Origin of the sequence: Cohnella silvisoli (genome assembly GCF_021190915.1) — a bacterium.
GTDB lineage: Bacteria > Bacillota > Bacilli > Paenibacillales > Paenibacillaceae > Cohnella > Cohnella silvisoli.
Genome location: NZ_JAIOAP010000007.1, coordinates 260,293 through 276,444, shown reverse-complemented (window position 1 = coordinate 276,444; position 16,152 = coordinate 260,293). Strand labels below are relative to the sequence as shown.

Sequence of the window (16,152 nt, the reverse complement as noted above, 5' to 3'; positions counted from 1 at the left end):
CTCGCTGAGCAGGGGTCACCGGCGGTTAAGTCCCATCATATTAAAGTGGTTTTTCTTCTGCTTCGTGTTCAATATTAAGATGTTGTTAAGTCTTTGCAGGATTATGGCTTCCGGGTACGAATCGAATACGGGAGACTAGCGAAGAAGGAAGGTTATGGCCATCGGCAGAGAAGTGGGTATTGGAGTCATTGGGCTGGGCGGAATGGCACGTTATCACATTGAGCAGCTTGGGGAAGTGGCGGGAGCGAGAATTACCGCCTTGTGCGACGTCAGTCCGCAGGCGCTTGCAGAGGTAGGGGCTAAGCTGGGTGTGCCGGAAGAGAAGCGGTACGCTTCGATTGATGCGCTTATCGGCGACGAGGAAGTGGAAGGGATCGTCTCGGTGACGCCGAACGATTCGCATGCCGCTATTCTGAAGGCTTGTATTAAAGCGGGCAAACCGCTGTTTGCGGAGAAACCCCTTACGAGGACGCTGGAGGAGGCTTCGGAAGTACTTGAACTGTACCGGCGTAATCCGATTCCGCTCCTGATCAACTTTTCTTATCGTAACGGGCCTGCTTTTCAGTATGCAAGAGAGTTTATCGGAGAAGGCCGGCTTGGCCGGATCAATCATTTGTTCGTACAATACATGCAAGACTGGGGTTCAACGGTAAAAAATACCCCTTTCTTATGGCGCTTCGACGAAGCGGTTACGGGTACAGGTACTTTGGGTGATCTGGGCTCGCATATGATGGATATCGCCGAGTATTTGACGGGTTCCCGTATGACGGAATTGCAAGCGATGTTGCAGACGATCGTCCAGGAGAGGCAGGATCCAAAGACGGGTAAACCCATTCCCGTGAAAGTAGACGATTTTGCTTGTTTTAACGCGAGGTTCGAGGATGGCGCAGTTGGCGTATTCCAGACTTCTCGCAACGCGCTTGGCTGCGGGAACCAGCACGAGGTGACGCTGTACGGCGAAGCGGGAACGCTGCATGTCAGCACTCTGAATGACGGTCAAGTCGTATGGACTTATCCGAAGGAGGATGGCAGCGGAACGGAAACGGAAACGATCGAGGTGCCTCGGCAGAAAGGCTTGAATCCATGGCGGGAATTCGCGGAACGTATTCGCGGCGAGCAGGCGGCAAATCCGGAATTCGCCACCTTGGAGGATGGATATCGTAATCAACTGCTGTTGGAAGCCGTTGTCCAAGCTCACCAAAGTCGCTCTATAATTGCTGTCGAGTCTGTAAAATCCGAATAGGGAGGCAATATTAAAATGACTGTACGGGTAACGATATGGAATGAGTATAGACATGAACTAACCGACGATAAAGTCAAAGCCGTCTACCCGCATGGCATTCACCGCGCGCTAGCTGACGGGCTGGCCGAGCACGGGATCGATGCGGGAACCGCGACGCTTGACGAACCGGAACACGGGTTGACGCAGAAGGTACTGGAATCAACAGACGTACTGGTTTGGTGGGGGCACATGGCGCATCATGAGGTGAGCGACGAAATCGTTGAGCGGGTGTACAGGAGCGTGTTAAACGGAATGGGGCTTATCGTCCTTCATTCCGGGCATTGCTCGAAAATATTCGCGAAGCTGCTAGGAACGAACACTTGCGCATTGAAATGGCGAGAGGCGGACGAGAAGGAAAGGCTGTGGATCGTTGACCCGTCCCATCCGATAGCGGCAGGCATTAGCGAATATATCGAGCTGGAGAGAGAGGAAATGTACGGGGAGCATTTCGACGTTCCTCCTCCGGAGGAGCTCGTGTTCGTCAGCTGGTTCGAAGGCGGGGAAGTATTCCGCAGCGGGCTTACTTATCGTCGGGGACAGGGGAAAATATTTTACTTCCGTCCGGGGCACGAGACTTATCCGACCTACTACCATCCGGATATCAAGCGAGTTATCGCCAACGCCGTCAGCTGGGCGGCGCCGAGCGGGGTGGCTCGACCGGTATACGGGAACACGCAGCCGTTAGAACAGATTAAACCTAAACAATAAGATGGGCCACGTTCTAACGCTCTTTTCTGGTGTCAAACCTTCCGATCTTTATTCGGAAGGTTTGACACCTTTTTTGATTTATGGGGAGAAAGGGTTAGTTAATGCAGGAAAGATGTACCCCTTTTGCGTAATGTAAGCGGTTACTGAACATGTGCGGGTCCCTCCATAATGAAGGCGTAACGAAGGTCAAATCTAATCCATTGGGGGAAACAAGTCGATGAGAAAGCGGTTATCCATTATTTTGGTTTTTGCGCTCGTATTCGTTTTGGCAGCGTGCGGAGGGGGCAGCAACAATACGGCGAGCCCGAGCGACAGCGCATCTTCGGCCAAGCCAGCCGAAAGCTCTGCGAAGGCTTCGGAGGAGAAATCTCCGGAACCGGCGGAGAAAGTCACGATCGAGTATTGGCACACGTATTCCGATTCGGAAGAGAAGGTACTCGTCGAGAAAATCAAACCGATGTTCGAGAAAGCCTATCCGAATATCGAGCTGAAACTGACCCGTATGCCTTATGAAGGCTTAAAGGACCAGGTCATCGCGGCAGTAGCGGGCGACGCCGCGCCGGACTTGATGCGGATGGACATCATTTGGGTGCCTGAGCTCGCTTCCAAGGGAGCGCTTAAGAAGCTGAGCGATCTTCCGGGTTTTGACGACGTAAAATCAAGCGTATTCGAAAGTCCGTTGCAGACGAATTTCTACAAAGGAGATTATTATGGCGTTCCGCTCAATACGAACACCAAGATCGCCATCTACAACGCGGATACGTTAAAGGAAGCCGGTTTGGACCATGCGCCTGCCACAATGGACGAATTAGTCCAAGCGGCGCGCACGCTGAAAGGGAAGAAGAAACAGGGAATCGGAATTTCCGGTATCCACGCATGGGGTTTGCTTCCGTATTTCTGGAGCCTTGGCGGTCAAGTGACAAACGAGGATTACACGAAGGTAGACGGTTATCTGAATAGTCCAGACAGCATTAAAGCATTGGAAACGATCGTGGGCTGGAACAAGGAAGGCCTCGTCATTCCTGCGCTGCTCGGCGGCGAGCCAGGCGCTTGGGACGGTCTCAAATCGGGTCAATATATGATGATCGACGACGGTCCGTGGTTTTTCAGCATTCTGATGGGCGACGCGGCGAACAAGTTCAATCCGATCGACAAAACCGTGCGGGCATTGCTTCCCGCCGGACCGGGCGGCAGCCATTCCGTCGTCGGCGGCGAAGACCTCGTCTCCTTCTCCAACTCCAAGCATCCGGAAGAAGCATGGACTTTCATGAAATGGATGCTTGGCGAAGAGCCTCAGCAAGTGATGGTCGAGGCGGGGATGATTCCTACCAACAAGAATGCGGCGAACGCGATCGATACGAGCAAGAATCCGTATATTGCGCCGTTCATCGAACAGTTGAATACGGCGCTGCCACGGACCCCGATCCCGCAATGGGGCGAGATGGAGACGATATTTAACCTCAGCTTCGAGAAAGCGATCCGCGGAGAACAATCCGCCGCGGACGCATTGAACGATGCGGTCAAGCAGATCAACGCGGTATTGGGCGGATAACCTATCCGGCTTATAATCCGACGACCGTACCGGCGGTTTTTCGTCCGGTGCGGTTGTCGTCATCCGAAAGAGGGAGGCTATAGCCGTGGCGCAAGTTATGCTGTCCGGAAACCCCAAGCCAATGAAGAAAACCCGTCTGCGAATCGGCCTCAAACAGTGGTTGAACGTGCTACCTTTCGTCGCTGTCGGGATTGTCGGCGTTCTCGTCTTCGTTGTGTATCCGATGATCCAGAACATCAAGCTCAGCTTCCAGGAATTCAACATTTTGCCCGGGACCCAGAGCCCTTGGATTGGCTGGGACAACTATAACGGAGTTTTCGACGACCCTAACCATAAGTTCATGATCGCGCTTAAGAACACATTCCTCAACGTAGCGGTCACCGTGCCGATCAACTGGTTTTTAGCGGTGTTCTTTGCCGTTGTCATCAATACGCGATTCGTCAAGATGAAGGTGACGTTCCGGACGTTATACTATTTGCCGATCGTTACTTCTTGGATTGTCGTAGCGCTTCTGTTCAAGTATTTGTTCGCCGACGGGGCAGGGGGCTTCGTCAACTTCTCGTTGCTTCACCTCGGGATCCTTAAGGACCCTATCGCTTGGAAAAGCCATTATTGGTCGGCCATGATCATGATCTGGCTATTCCATATCTGGAAGACGGTCGGCTGGGGAGTCGTCATCTACATGGCTGCGCTTCAAGGCATCCCCCGCGATTTGTACGAAGCCGCGGACATCGATGGCGCATCGCCGATCAGCAAATTTTTCCGCGTGACGCTGCCGATGCTGCGCCCGATTACGCTGTTCGTTCTCATCAACCTGATCAACGGCGCTTTCGGCTTTTTTCCGCAGGTGTACTTTATTACGGCAGGCGGGCCGATGAATCAAACTCAGGTTATCCCAAGCCTAATCTACATGGAGGCGTTTAAGCACTTCCACTTCGGGGAAGCGGCTGCAATGGGCGTTATGATGGGACTTCTCGTTTTCGCCGTCACGTTCTATCAAATGACCAAGATCGGCAAACAAAGGCTGTTCTAGAAAGGAAGATTCCGGATGAAAACGCAGTGGATGACGAAGCTCGCCGTTTACGCCATCATCGTGGCCGGCGCCATGCTGTTCGTATTTCCGTTTATTTATATGATTCTGACTTCGTTTTTTACCGCGACGTTCTCCTTGCCGAGGCCTGAAGAAGTATTTAACGTAGTGCCTAATTTCATTAACTATGAGGTCGTATGGGGCAAGAACCATTTCGCCCAATATTTTTCGAACAGCTTGCTCATTACCTCGGTCGCGATGGTGGGGGCGCTTCTGATTAGCTCTTTAACGGCTTATGGCTTCGCCCGGTTTGCGTTTCCCGGCAAGGAAGGGGTATTCCGCCTATTCCTGTTAACGATGATGATCCCTTCGGTCATTAACATCATTCCGCAGTTCGTAATCGTTAAGAACCTTGGACTCGTCAACACGTATTCCGGGCTTTGGCTTATCTACATCGCGACCGGAGTCGTCGGCAACATGTTTTTCCTGCGCGGTTTTTTCGAGAGCATCCCGAAGGAACTGGAAGAATCGGTGTTAATTGACGGCGGCGGCAACTGGAGGATTTACTGGAATATTTACTTGCCTCTTTCGCTGCCGGCGATGGGAACGCTCGCTATCTTCATCTTCCAAGCGACATGGGAGGAATATTTCCTTGCGCTGACGATTATTAAGAGCGAGGCGTTGCGCACGCTCCCGATCGCCATTCTCATGTTCAACGACAAGTACGCGACGAACTACGGGCAAATTTTCGCGGCTTCGATGATCGCGCTGCTTCCGGTTATTCTCATCTACGTGATTTTCCAGAAGCGGTTTGTGCAGTCGGGCTTGAATGAAGGAGCCGTTAAAGGCTGAGATGGAGATTTGAATGCTGTACGGAAAGCTCGGTTTCGGAAAAGGATTCGTGGCTGCGGCTGCGTTTATTATCGTAGGAGCTCAGCGGGATGTTCAAGCGGGAATCCGGAGCCGATCCGGAGCCGATCAGGGTTGACAGGATTTCTTCGGAAATAGCAGTCTTGCTAGGAACCGTTTCGACCGACAAGGCGGCTTATAAGCCGGGAGAGACGGTTCGATTCAGGTTGGAAAGTGGAGACTCTACTCCAACTGACTGATATTTGAACAATCACTTGCCAATCAGCAGGAAATTCGGTATCGTGAACACATATTAAGCTTTTCGCGTGAAGCACACGCCGCTTGCTCCTGTTTGCCGGAGCTTGCGGCGTTTTATTTTTCTAAAGGAGGCGGTCGGGGTGTTCGAGAAGGAGTATGAAGGATTTTGGAAGGAGCAAGTTCGAGGTGCTGGCGGGCAGAGGTTGGAGATGCTTCAGAGGGATTTGACGGGAACAAAAAAACTGTTGGAGATGGTGCTGCAGCCGGTACTCGGTTCATTCAAGGGTTTGGTGCTCGAGTATGAGATGGTAAGTCTGTCAGGCGTGAAAATATATGGCGACGTATTTCACCCCCTGCTGCGGACCGTATTCGAAGAGGATAACTACGTCACGCATGCCGAGATGATCACTAGAGACCGCTTCTCGTTCGAGAGGGCTCGTGCGCGTTCCGTTGCTGCACTTGGATACACGTACTTTCCGTATAGTCGGGATGAGCTTGAGAAGAAACCGGATTTCTGCCAACGGAACCTTTACGAGTTAATCGGCCGAATCGGAAATGCGGAGGGGGTAGGTTTGCGCCAGTTGCCCGTTTACGAGCGGGAAGTTATAAGGTTTTCTTTGCTATATAATAAACCTTTTCAATTGGCGGACGTATCCGTTTGGCTGCAACTCAAGAAAGAGACATGCAGAAAAGTATTGCGAGATTTGGAATCCAAAGGATTGGTCTATTCAATTGGCGGCGGTATGACTAGATGCCATGAGTTCATGATTACTGAAAAGGCAGTGTCTCTTCTATACCGTCAAAAGTAGCAAGTCAGCGGCAGGTAGTTGCTCGAAAAATCCGGTTAATTCGAGTGCGGCAGAGGTCAGCGGCGGGGAGTTGCTCGAAAAATCCGGTTAATTCCGGTGCGTTAGAGGTTAGCGGAGGTTAGTTACTCGAAAAAGTCGATTAATTCCGGTGCATCAGGGTCAGCGGCAGGTAGTTGCTCGAAAAAACCGGTTAATTCGAGTGCGGCAGAGGTCAGCGGCAGGTAGTTGCTCGAAAAATTCGATTAATTCGGGTGCGGCAGAGGTCAGCGGCGGGGAGTTGCTCGAAAAAGTCGATTAATTCGGGTGCGGCAGAGGTCAGCGGCGGGGAGTTGCTCGAAAAATCCGGTTAATTCGAGTGCGGCAGAGGTCAGCGGCGGGGAGTTGCTCGAAAAATCCGGTTAATTCGGGTGCGTCAGAGGTCAGCGGAGGGTAGTTACTCGAAAAAGTCGATTAATTCCGGTGCGTCAGGGTCAGCGGCGGGGAGTTGCTCGAAAAATCCGGTTAATTCAGGTGAAGCAGAGTGAGGGTGAATGTTTTCCATAACATTAGACACTCATTCCGGAAAATACGACACCTATTATTGATTATAATGTAAGTGCTTTCAACAACTCCGCCAGGCGTTGTACAATGGGTACACGGAGGGCGATCGCGATGATCCAGATCATGCAAAGGAAAAACCAACGGCTTCAATGGGGCAGAAGGTTCGCAACGAAGATGATCCTCGCCCTGCTCGTGGTCATACTCATTCCGACGCTGACGAGCGTGCTGTTCTATTCGGCTTCATCGAAGTTGGTTAAGAAGAACGTTCGCGAATCCTCGCTTCAGCTTGTAAGGCAGGCCGCGGATGCGCTGTCCTCGATTATTATCGCGGGAACGGATGCATCCAACGTGCTGTACAGCGACGTTAAGCTGCAACAGGCAGTACGCAATACGCAGCCTACAACTGAAGAAGAGAAAACGGATAAAGATTATATTTCGACCCTGCTTAACAATTTCGTAGGCTCCAACTCTTTCGTTAAGACGTTATATGTGTTAAGGGAGGAAGGTACCAGTTGGGGCAGCGGTTCGTTTAAGCAGTCCAAGGTTTATCTTCAACCGCTCCGGGACCTGGAATGGGCTCGTCTAGCCCGCATGAAGGACGGCGAACCGGCTTGGGGGCCGATCGCTTACGATCCTTATAGCGGATATGGAGATAACAACGACCTCATATTGTCGGTCACCCGAGTAATTAAGGATTTCGAGTCGCTAGCCGATATCGGGTATTTGCTCGTTAATCTCGACGGGAAGAAAGTCGTAGACAGGATTAGTCAAATTCATCTCGGGAAGACGGGCGGATTTTACGTCGTGGACAATGAAGGGAAAGTCGTTATCGACAGACGATTGGAGAGAATCGGTCAACCTCTTTCCGACAGCGGTTTACGCGACTGGGCATCCCGGGGGAGCGAAGCGGAGTTTGAATATGAAGCCAATGGCATTAGATATTACAATATCAAGCAGCCCTTATCCAACGGATGGAGTATTGTCGGTTCAGTACCCATCCACGAGATTACGGACGAATTGACGGATATGCGCAGAATGATCTGGACGTCGGCAGTCGGTTTTGCGCTGCTTGCGATTGTAATCGGCCTCATTCTTGCCCGTCAGGTAACTAAGCCGATTAAGCAGTTGACATCTCAGATGAAGGTAGCGGAAAGCGGCGACTTCACCGTGCGCACTGAAGTGAGATCGCAGGACGAAATCGGCCATATGAGCCGCCAGTTCAATAAAATGATCAAGCGAATCGACGAGCTCGTTCACGAGGTGCACGACATTCAGGAGAGCAAACGGCAAGCTGAGCTTAGGGCGGTCATGCACCGCATTCACCCGCATTTTCTATTTAATACTCTCAGCACGATCAAATGGCTTATTCGTTACAATCAATCCTCTAAAGCTTACGAAGCTTTGTCGGCGCTTGTGCTTTTGCTCGAGGCGAACATGGGCAAGAAGGGCAGCTTCGTATCGTTGGCGGAAGAGCTGGATATCGTCGGCAAATATTTATCCATCCTTGAAATCCGTTACGATACGGCGTTCCGGCTGCATCTTGATATCAATACGGAGGCGGTGCCATTCCGGATACCAAGGATGCTTATTCAGCCTATTGTGGAAAATGCCGTTTTTCACGGGCTCGTTCCAACCGGTGGAGACGGGGACATCTGGGTAAAGGCGTTTCCTTCATCCGATGCCATCATGATCGAAATAAGGGATAACGGACGAGGAATATCACCGGAGTACGTGCTGAAGTTAGACAAATATGAGCAGGCGGAGCATTCAGGAATGACCGGAATCGGACTCATGCACGTTCACGAATGGATTAGGTTGTATTATCCGGCAGGGTCGGAGCTGAGAATCGTAAACGGGGAATCAGGCGGAACTGTCGTACTCATGAAGCTGATGAAACCCGTGGACGATAATTGGCAGCGAGAGGGGGCATAGCCATGTATCGGGTCGCGATCGTAGACGATGAACCGGTCATTCGTTTCGGTATAAGGGCTTCGGTAGATTGGGGCCATGAAAATATCGGTCTTGCTGGAGATTTCGCCAACGGAGAAGAAGCGTGGCAGAACATTCGGAATGAGCCCGTCGATATTCTGATTACCGACATCAAGATGCCGGTTATGGACGGACTGGAGTTAACGAAACGGACGCTGGCGCAATATCCGAAGACAAAGGTTATTCTCGTAAGCAGCTATAACGATTTTGAATACGTTCGGCAAGGATTGAAGCTCGGCGTAGTGGATTATTTGTTGAAGCCGACATTGGAGCCGGAAGGGTTATTGGAGCTTGTCCGTAAATGCCTGCGGCTAATCGAGGACGATCGTCGTCACGATCTTGATCGTAAGCTTATTCGTATGACGATGTTGACCAATGACCGCAAGAAGCTGGAAACGGAAGTGAAACGGGCGCTCGTTCACGAAGAAGATCGTTTATCGCAAGGGACTGTTCCTTTTTGGATGACCTGCGGTTATGCGCTTTGCACCGTGCTCATTAACGGGTTGAGGGAGACGGAGGAGGAGTGCGGCAATTTGCATGTCGGCATGCTGTTGGAGGAGATGCAAGAAACGTTCTATGCAACGGTTGAAGAAGGAATTGCTTTCCTTGCAGGGGATAGGTCGTTGGTTTTGGCGGTTCCCGCCCAAAGAGCCGAATCGCCTGAGTCCATCATTCGGGCGATTTGCGGCATTTGGTCCACCGACCTAAATATAAGCGTAACGGTGGGATATGCGATCGGTACGGATGTCGAAGCGTTGCGTTCCGTATATCGGGAGAGCGGGCATTCGGCCCAACGGAGATTTTTCGAAGGAAAAGGGGTATATGGTTCGCCGAAACCGCCGCCTCCGTTGCATCAGCAATCGATGCCGGCTATCAAATCCGCAAATATTCTTCTCCAGGAGCTTCGAACTTCTTCTCACTCCCGAAATACGGAGGCTGCGGATGCCATCGTTCATACTTGGATTAGCAGATGGTCGGCGATGCGGACGGAGCCGGACGCGGTTCGCAAGGAAGCGTTCGAGATCGTGACGGCATTATTCATGAACGAACAAGAGATGACCGTGCTCCTGGACGGATTCGAGGAACTGAAACGGAGCGAAACGATTGAAGAGCTGACTAGTCTGCTGCAGGCGCAGATCCGCGGATACCGCAGCTCTTACGCCGCAGGATCGCATACATTCAAGGGAAATAAGCAGCTTATCGACAAATCCATCGATTATATCTCGGCGCATTATACGAATGAAATAACGCTTCAGCAGCTCGCAGACCACGTTCATATGAGCAAGAACTATTTTTGCCTTCAGTTCAAACACCATACCGGTCTCAATTTTATCGACTATTTAATCCGACTTCGCATTGGCAAAGCCAAGGAACTGATCGGCGATCCCGGGCTTAAAATCTACGAGGTGGCGGAGCGGGCCGGGTTTAACGATGTCAAATATTTCAGCAAGCTGTTCAAGAAAATGACCGGTTTATCGCCAGTTGACTATAGGGAACGTCAGCTTGGCAACGAGTAAGCGTCATACAAGGGGGAGAGGCCATGACGAGACGGAGGAAGTGGGGGCAGATTCGAAGGAGGAAGCTTCCGATTGCCTTAGCCGTATGGCTGGTCATCGGTATTGGCGTAACAGGCTGCGGTTCGGGCGAAAGCATCATCGGGGGAAGCAATGTTGAGAAGGTAATGGAGCCGGCGGCGAACGAAGAGATAACGGTCTGGCATACGTATAGCGACGTGGAGTCTTGGACTTTCGAACATGAAGTTATTCCCGCTTTCGAGAAGCAGCATCCAGAAATACGAGTCGTGTCCGTGAAGAGACCGTACGAGAATATTAAAGGCGCGCTAATCTCGGAAACGACTTCGGGGAGCGGTCCGGACGTCGGGCGACTGGATATGGTGTGGCTTGCGGAATTCGCCAAGCTCGGGCTGGTGGATCCGATCGACGGCTATCCCGAGTTCCCGCGAATAAGCAAAATGATTCACAAGACGGCACTCGAATCGAGCAAATATGCCGGACGTTATTACGGGGTTCCGCTTAATATGAATACGAAAGCGGCGATCTATAGCCGGAAACTCCTGAAGCAAGCAGGACTTGATCGCCCGCCCGCTACGATGGACGAGTTGGTGGCGCTCAGCGAAAGAACAGGTTGGCAGCTCGGAGTTAATGGAATTAACACTTGGTCGATCCTTCCTTATTTTACGGGACTGGGCGGGAAGCTGACGAACGACGATTATACGAAGTCGGTCGGTTACTTGGACAGCCCCGCAAGCATTCGTGCCGTTCAAACGCTCAAGCGACTGCTCGACAAAGGATTGATTAGTGAAGACGTCCTCAGCGGTAAACTCGAAAGATGGCTGGCGATTCAGGATGGCAAGCTGCTCATGATGGATGAAGGCCCTTGGTATTACACGATATTGTCTCATGTCGACGGTTACAATATCGAAAATATGCTTGATAATACGGTTCTAGCGCCGTTCCCGCACAATGCCGGGCAAAAGGGAGCCATTATCGGCGGTGAAAATTTGGTGCTGATGAAAAGCTCGCGCCATAAGCAAGCGGCTTGGACGTTCATGAAATGGATGGCCGGCGTTCCGGCGCAGCAGATTATGTTCAAAACAGGGCTCCTGCCGACGAACGTCGAGGCAAGCGAATCGAAAGAAAGCCTTAGCCCGACGATCAGGCCTTACGTGGAAAGCTTGAATGCATCGTTTCTTCGTCCGCCGGTTACGAATTGGGCCAAGATCGACAAGCAATTCAACGAGTCGTTCGAACGGATTTTACGCGGTCGTGTCCCGGTCGAGATTGGGCTCGAACAACTAGCTGCCCAAATCGATGAGTGGTTGAAATAATACTAATCGGACAAAGGACGAGCAGCCGTTATTATTATATAATTGAGGGAAAATGGGATTCGGAGGGTAAAGGATGAGGAAGGAAGACGAGTACCCGAAGAAAAAGAAAGATCCGGAAGAGTTCAAGGTTAAGGAAGGCGGGCTCACTTACGACGATTACGCGGCATTGGACGACGATCAACGCTATGAGCTTGTTGACGGTCGATTGGAGCTGATGAGCCCGGGACCGAATACGCTCCATCAGTTGATCAGCTTTGAAATGGCCCATCTAATCGCCAACACTTGCGAATCGGAATATATCGTGATGACCGCGCCGTTGGATGTGATTTTATCCCCTAGAGAAGTCCGCCAGCCAGATCTCATCCTCGTTCGCCGAAGCCGTCTTCATATTCTGACCAGAAGAGGCGTGGAAGGACCGCCGGATCTGGTTGTAGAAATTCTCTCCCCCTCTACGCGCAAGAGGGATAAGATCGAAAAAGCCTATAAGTATGCTTTATTCGGTATTAAAGAGTATTGGCTTGTAGACCCCGATAACGGAGTATTGGAGCAAAACATGCTGGGAGACGACGGTCGGTACGTCTTGGCCAATGTCATACAAGGCGATGAACCCGTAAACTCTCCGACACTTCCTTGCATCTCTTTTACGATGAAAGAAATCATGGACAAAATTCCGGAATTGCGTTAGATAAATTGGTAAAATACAGGCGGCAAAATAGAGCTTCTTTGGGGTGAAAAGTGTGAAATTTGTAGTTGCGCCAGATTCTTTCAAAGAAAGCCTGTCCGCTCTTCAAGTAGCTAGAGCGATAGCGGAAGCGATCCGTGATGTAATTCCCGCGGCGAAAATAGAGATCATTCCTATGGCAGACGGTGGCGAAGGTACGGTGGAGGCTTTGACTGCGGCTGCGGAAGGTGAGTTATTATCAGCGGAAGTAACAGGACCGTTGGGTACGCCCGTTCAAGCGATATATGGAATAATAAATAACGGCAATCAGGGTGACAAGGAACAGAGAACGGCTGTATTAGAGGCAGCTTCGGTCTTTGGGTTATCGTTTGTTCCCATCGATGAACGCAATCCCTATCGTACGACCACAAGAGGAATGGGCGAATTGATGCTTCAGTTGCTCAATCAAGGCATACGCAGGTTCATCATTGGGCTTGGCGGCAGCGGGACGAACGACGGCGGTATCGGAATGCTTGCGGCTTTGGGAGCGAAGTTTTATAACGGGCAAGGACAATCATTGTACGGGTATGGTCAAGATTTATTGGAGCTCAAGAGCGTAAATGTTGAAGCATTGGATGCCCGGTTGTCCGAGTGTGATATTGTCATTGCCTCGGACGTTCAAAATCCGCTTTGCGGTTCTGATGGGGCTTCCGTCATCTATGGACCTCAGAAAGGAGCTCAGCCCGATCAAGTTACGGCACTCGATCTCGCTTTGAATCAATACGCGGATATTCTGGAAGAGCAAACAGGACGCAAAGCGAAGACGTTTCCGGGAGCCGGAGCTGCCGGCGGAACGGGATTCGCCCTGCTGTCCGTCGGAGCGAAGATCGTTCAAGGAGCAGAAGTCGTTGCCAACGCTTCTCGGTTGAGAAGCAAGTTAACCGGCGCAGATTGGGTTATTACGGGAGAGGGGAAAAGCGACAATCAAACCCTTAACGGTAAATTGCCTCTATACGTTGCGCGATTGGCCAAGGAAGCAGGCGTGAGAACGATACTTATTTCCGGCAGTTTAGGCGAGAATGCGGATGAACTGGAGATGGAGTTTGCGGCCAGCTTTTCTTGCGTGCCCAGACCAATGTCTTTGGCCGTATGCTTGGAGCAGGCGGAGAAAAACTTGTCCGCGTGCGCGCGCAATGTCGTAAGACTGATCAGGTCCGAATCGTAACCCTAGTCCCAATCGGAACGATAGCCGCGAGTTGCAGCACGTCCTCATTATACATTCGGATACATCCGTGGCTGACTTCCCTTCCGATGGAGGAAGGGTCGTTCGTGCCGTGGATGCCATAGTGCGGTCTAGACAAGCCCATCCAGAAGGCGCCGAATGGCCCGCCGGGATTGGCTTGTTTATTTATTATTGTGTACTCGCCTGTTGGCGTTTGCGTCAACATTTTGCCGACCGCGATCGGAAAAGACCGTACGACGGTGTTTCCATCCAGCAAATATAGGTTTCGGTCGGATAGATCGACGATAATGCGGTAATTAGGCATTCCATCACCTCCTTCGTTCTTTTTATGTTGGTACGGGAAATGGTATGATCAAATCATTCGATTCGAAAACAAGGAGACTTCCGCCATGCAGCAGCGTAATGGGTCCTCTTTTATGCGATATGTGCTAATTTTCGCTTGTTACGCCGTCGCGGTCGCGATTTACGTTTGGTATACGTCGCCGAATCAAGTTCCCGATGCGTATGTCGGAACGGCGGCGGATCCTGCGACGTTCTTCACGCCTAACCAACTGCGCGATAGCGAAACGCTGAACGCGGTGCGGAACTTGATTTTCTTCATGAGCGGGCCTTGGGAGTGGCTAATCTACTTCATCTTATTAGCGAGCGGCTTAGCCCGAAGCTGGAGGGAGAAGCTGGAGCGTCTAAAACTTCCGATTTACGTGCGTTTTCCCGTTTACGTGTTGCTGGTGAATGCTGTTGCCTTTCTGCTTTATTTTCCTCTTCGTGTCGTGGGTTATAACCTGTCGAAAGCTTACGGAATTACGACTCAACCCGTATTTAGCTGGCTTAGGGATAAGCTTGTCGGATTCGGGATCGGTTATTTGACGATGCTTGCCGTATCCGCCGTGGCCTTCTGGATCATTTCCCGGGGAGGAAAATGGTGGCTTAAGCTGTGGCTGCTGTCCGTCCCGTTCACCTTGTTCATGATGTACGTACAGCCGGTGGTCATCGACCCGCTCTATAATCATTTCACCCGATTGTCCGATCCGCAATTAGAGCGTCAAATACTCGATCTCGCAGCTAAAGCGAACATTCCTGCTCACCGCGTATATGAAGTCGATATGTCCGCCAAGACGAACGCAATGAACGCTTATGTAAACGGAATTGGTTCATCGCTTCGGATTGTACTGTGGGATACGACGCTCCAGCAGTTGAAAGGGAAGGAAATTCTGCTTATTATGGCTCATGAAATGGGACATTACGTGAAACACCATCTCGAATGGAGCGCAGTCGGAGCGATAGGATCCTCGTTGTTATTGATCGTTATCGGAGGCTGGTTATTTACGGTTATCGTGCGCCATCGCGGAGCGAAATGGGGGATTCGCTCGTTGTCGGACATGACAGCTTTGCCTCTTGTGCTACTTCTCCTCTCGATCCTCTCCTTCGTGACCTTGCCGATATCCAATTACGTATCCCGGCAAGCTGAATCTTCAGCCGACCGCTATGCGATGGAACTGATCGGAAGCGCGGAGGGATCCGTATCGATGAATCAGAAAATGTCCGTCGTCGTGTTGAGCGACGTGAACCCGCCGCTTCTCGTCAAGTGGTTCCGCGACGACCACCCGTCAGACATGGAAAGGATTATCGATGCAGAGCGATTTGATCGGGAAAAGGGAAAACGGGATTGATTTGTACTTAATGGCCGGATTTGCATCAGCACCGTATTTCATGGAAAGGTTTAGGGTTGCCCTTCAGGGCAGATTAGAGCAAGGGGGGCATTCTGTTCACTCCGAGCTGTTGTTTCCTTATGGGGATTGGAGCAGGCGGGCCGTTGTGCAGTTATGGGAAATCAGATCGGATATGCGGCTTGGCTTAGGGCGGTTGAACAGATCTATTGGGGGAAATCGGGCGCTCGCGGCTATTCAGTTACATGGGCCAACGTCTAGCGGAAGAAAAACGATTCTGATCGGCCACAGCGGAGGAGGCGTCGCTGCGGTACATACGGCCCAGCTTCTGTCGGAGCAGGCGGGAGGTGCGGCATGCTTCGTCGTGATGATCGGATCCCCGCGATGCCGGATACCGGAAGGGCTTCGGCCATCCGTGCTGGCGATCCATGCAGCGGGCAGAAGACGGGGGCGTGTTGCGGAAGGTAAGTCCGGCGATATGGTCTCTAGGCTCGGCTCCTACGGCGGTTGGATAGCGGGCACGGGGAGAGGCCGCCAATTCCCCGTATGGCATAGGGACAAACACGCTCCGGCGGACACTCGAACCGTCCCGATTATCGGCGGTCATGCGGATTATTTTCGCGACAGCGCTCCTTATGTAAACCCGATGGGTCAGTCCAACTTAGCTATTACCTTGGAAGCGATAGAGTCTTGGCTTATTCGATGGAAATGAGTAG

15 protein-coding genes are annotated in these 16,152 nt (G+C 51.5%); 14 read left to right on the top strand and 1 reads right to left on the bottom strand.

Annotation, left to right across the window (positions count from 1 at the left end):
• Nucleotides 1–154: 154 nt before the first annotated feature.
• The 12 genes from K7P76_RS15500 (at nucleotide 155) to K7P76_RS15445 (ending at nucleotide 13,751) form a co-directional block, all read left to right on the top strand.
• A complete protein-coding gene (locus K7P76_RS15500) occupies nucleotides 155–1,243 on the top strand; it encodes a Gfo/Idh/MocA family protein (protein WP_232186216.1) in 1,089 nt (362 codons plus the stop codon).
• Nucleotides 1,244–1,258: 15 nt separating this feature from the next.
• Nucleotides 1,259–1,990 (top strand): ThuA domain-containing protein, encoded by a 732-nt coding sequence (locus K7P76_RS15495; protein WP_255678550.1) that lies wholly within the window; start codon nucleotides 1,259–1,261, stop codon nucleotides 1,988–1,990.
• Between the two features lie 217 nt (nucleotides 1,991–2,207).
• Complete coding sequence (locus K7P76_RS15490) at nucleotides 2,208–3,542, top strand: extracellular solute-binding protein (protein ID WP_232186215.1); 1,335 nt, start codon at nucleotides 2,208–2,210, stop codon at nucleotides 3,540–3,542.
• An 85-nt stretch (nucleotides 3,543–3,627) separates the two neighbouring features.
• On the top strand, nucleotides 3,628–4,575 hold the full coding sequence (locus tag K7P76_RS15485) for a carbohydrate ABC transporter permease (RefSeq protein ID WP_232186214.1): 948 nt from the start codon (nucleotides 3,628–3,630) through the stop codon (nucleotides 4,573–4,575).
• A gap of 15 nt (nucleotides 4,576–4,590) precedes the next feature.
• Nucleotides 4,591–5,424 carry a carbohydrate ABC transporter permease gene (locus K7P76_RS15480; RefSeq protein WP_232186213.1) on the top strand — a complete coding sequence of 278 codons (834 nt, stop codon included), beginning with the start codon at nucleotides 4,591–4,593 and terminating at the stop codon, nucleotides 5,422–5,424.
• An 89-nt stretch (nucleotides 5,425–5,513) separates the two neighbouring features.
• A complete protein-coding gene (locus K7P76_RS15475) occupies nucleotides 5,514–5,681 on the top strand; it encodes a glycoside hydrolase family 66 protein (protein WP_232186212.1) in 168 nt (55 codons plus the stop codon).
• Between the two features lie 138 nt (nucleotides 5,682–5,819).
• Nucleotides 5,820–6,488: a hypothetical protein gene (locus K7P76_RS15470; RefSeq protein ID WP_232186211.1), complete on the top strand. Its 669-nt coding sequence runs from the start codon at nucleotides 5,820–5,822 to the stop codon at nucleotides 6,486–6,488.
• A 651-nt stretch (nucleotides 6,489–7,139) separates the two neighbouring features.
• Nucleotides 7,140–8,960: a sensor histidine kinase gene (locus tag K7P76_RS15465; RefSeq protein ID WP_232186210.1), complete on the top strand. Its 1,821-nt coding sequence runs from the start codon at nucleotides 7,140–7,142 to the stop codon at nucleotides 8,958–8,960.
• A 2-nt stretch (nucleotides 8,961–8,962) separates the two neighbouring features.
• Complete coding sequence (locus K7P76_RS15460) at nucleotides 8,963–10,534, top strand: response regulator transcription factor (protein ID WP_232186209.1); 1,572 nt, start codon at nucleotides 8,963–8,965, stop codon at nucleotides 10,532–10,534.
• A 23-nt stretch (nucleotides 10,535–10,557) separates the two neighbouring features.
• Nucleotides 10,558–11,865 (top strand): extracellular solute-binding protein, encoded by a 1,308-nt coding sequence (locus K7P76_RS15455; RefSeq protein ID WP_232186208.1) that lies wholly within the window; start codon nucleotides 10,558–10,560, stop codon nucleotides 11,863–11,865.
• A gap of 73 nt (nucleotides 11,866–11,938) precedes the next feature.
• Complete coding sequence (locus K7P76_RS15450; RefSeq protein WP_232186207.1) at nucleotides 11,939–12,550, top strand: Uma2 family endonuclease; 612 nt, start codon at nucleotides 11,939–11,941, stop codon at nucleotides 12,548–12,550.
• Between the two features lie 52 nt (nucleotides 12,551–12,602).
• Nucleotides 12,603–13,751, top strand: a complete 1,149-nt coding sequence (locus K7P76_RS15445) for a glycerate kinase (protein ID WP_232186206.1) — start codon at nucleotides 12,603–12,605, stop codon at nucleotides 13,749–13,751.
• Here K7P76_RS15445 and K7P76_RS15440 read toward each other — a convergent pair.
• Nucleotides 13,735–14,073, bottom strand: a complete 339-nt coding sequence (locus K7P76_RS15440; protein ID WP_232186205.1) for a L,D-transpeptidase — start codon at nucleotides 14,071–14,073, stop codon at nucleotides 13,735–13,737. The two genes, K7P76_RS15445 and K7P76_RS15440, sit on opposite strands and share 17 nt — an antisense overlap.
• A gap of 85 nt (nucleotides 14,074–14,158) precedes the next feature.
• Between K7P76_RS15440 and K7P76_RS15435 the strand changes: the two genes are divergently transcribed.
• Both K7P76_RS15435 and K7P76_RS15430 read left to right on the top strand, forming a co-directional pair.
• Nucleotides 14,159–15,439 carry a M48 family metallopeptidase gene (locus K7P76_RS15435; protein ID WP_232186204.1) on the top strand — a complete coding sequence of 427 codons (1,281 nt, stop codon included), beginning with the start codon at nucleotides 14,159–14,161 and terminating at the stop codon, nucleotides 15,437–15,439.
• A complete protein-coding gene (locus K7P76_RS15430; RefSeq protein ID WP_232186203.1) occupies nucleotides 15,399–16,148 on the top strand; it encodes a hypothetical protein in 750 nt (249 codons plus the stop codon). Before K7P76_RS15435 ends, K7P76_RS15430 begins: the two co-directional genes overlap by 41 nt.
• Nucleotides 16,149–16,152 lie beyond the last annotated feature (4 nt).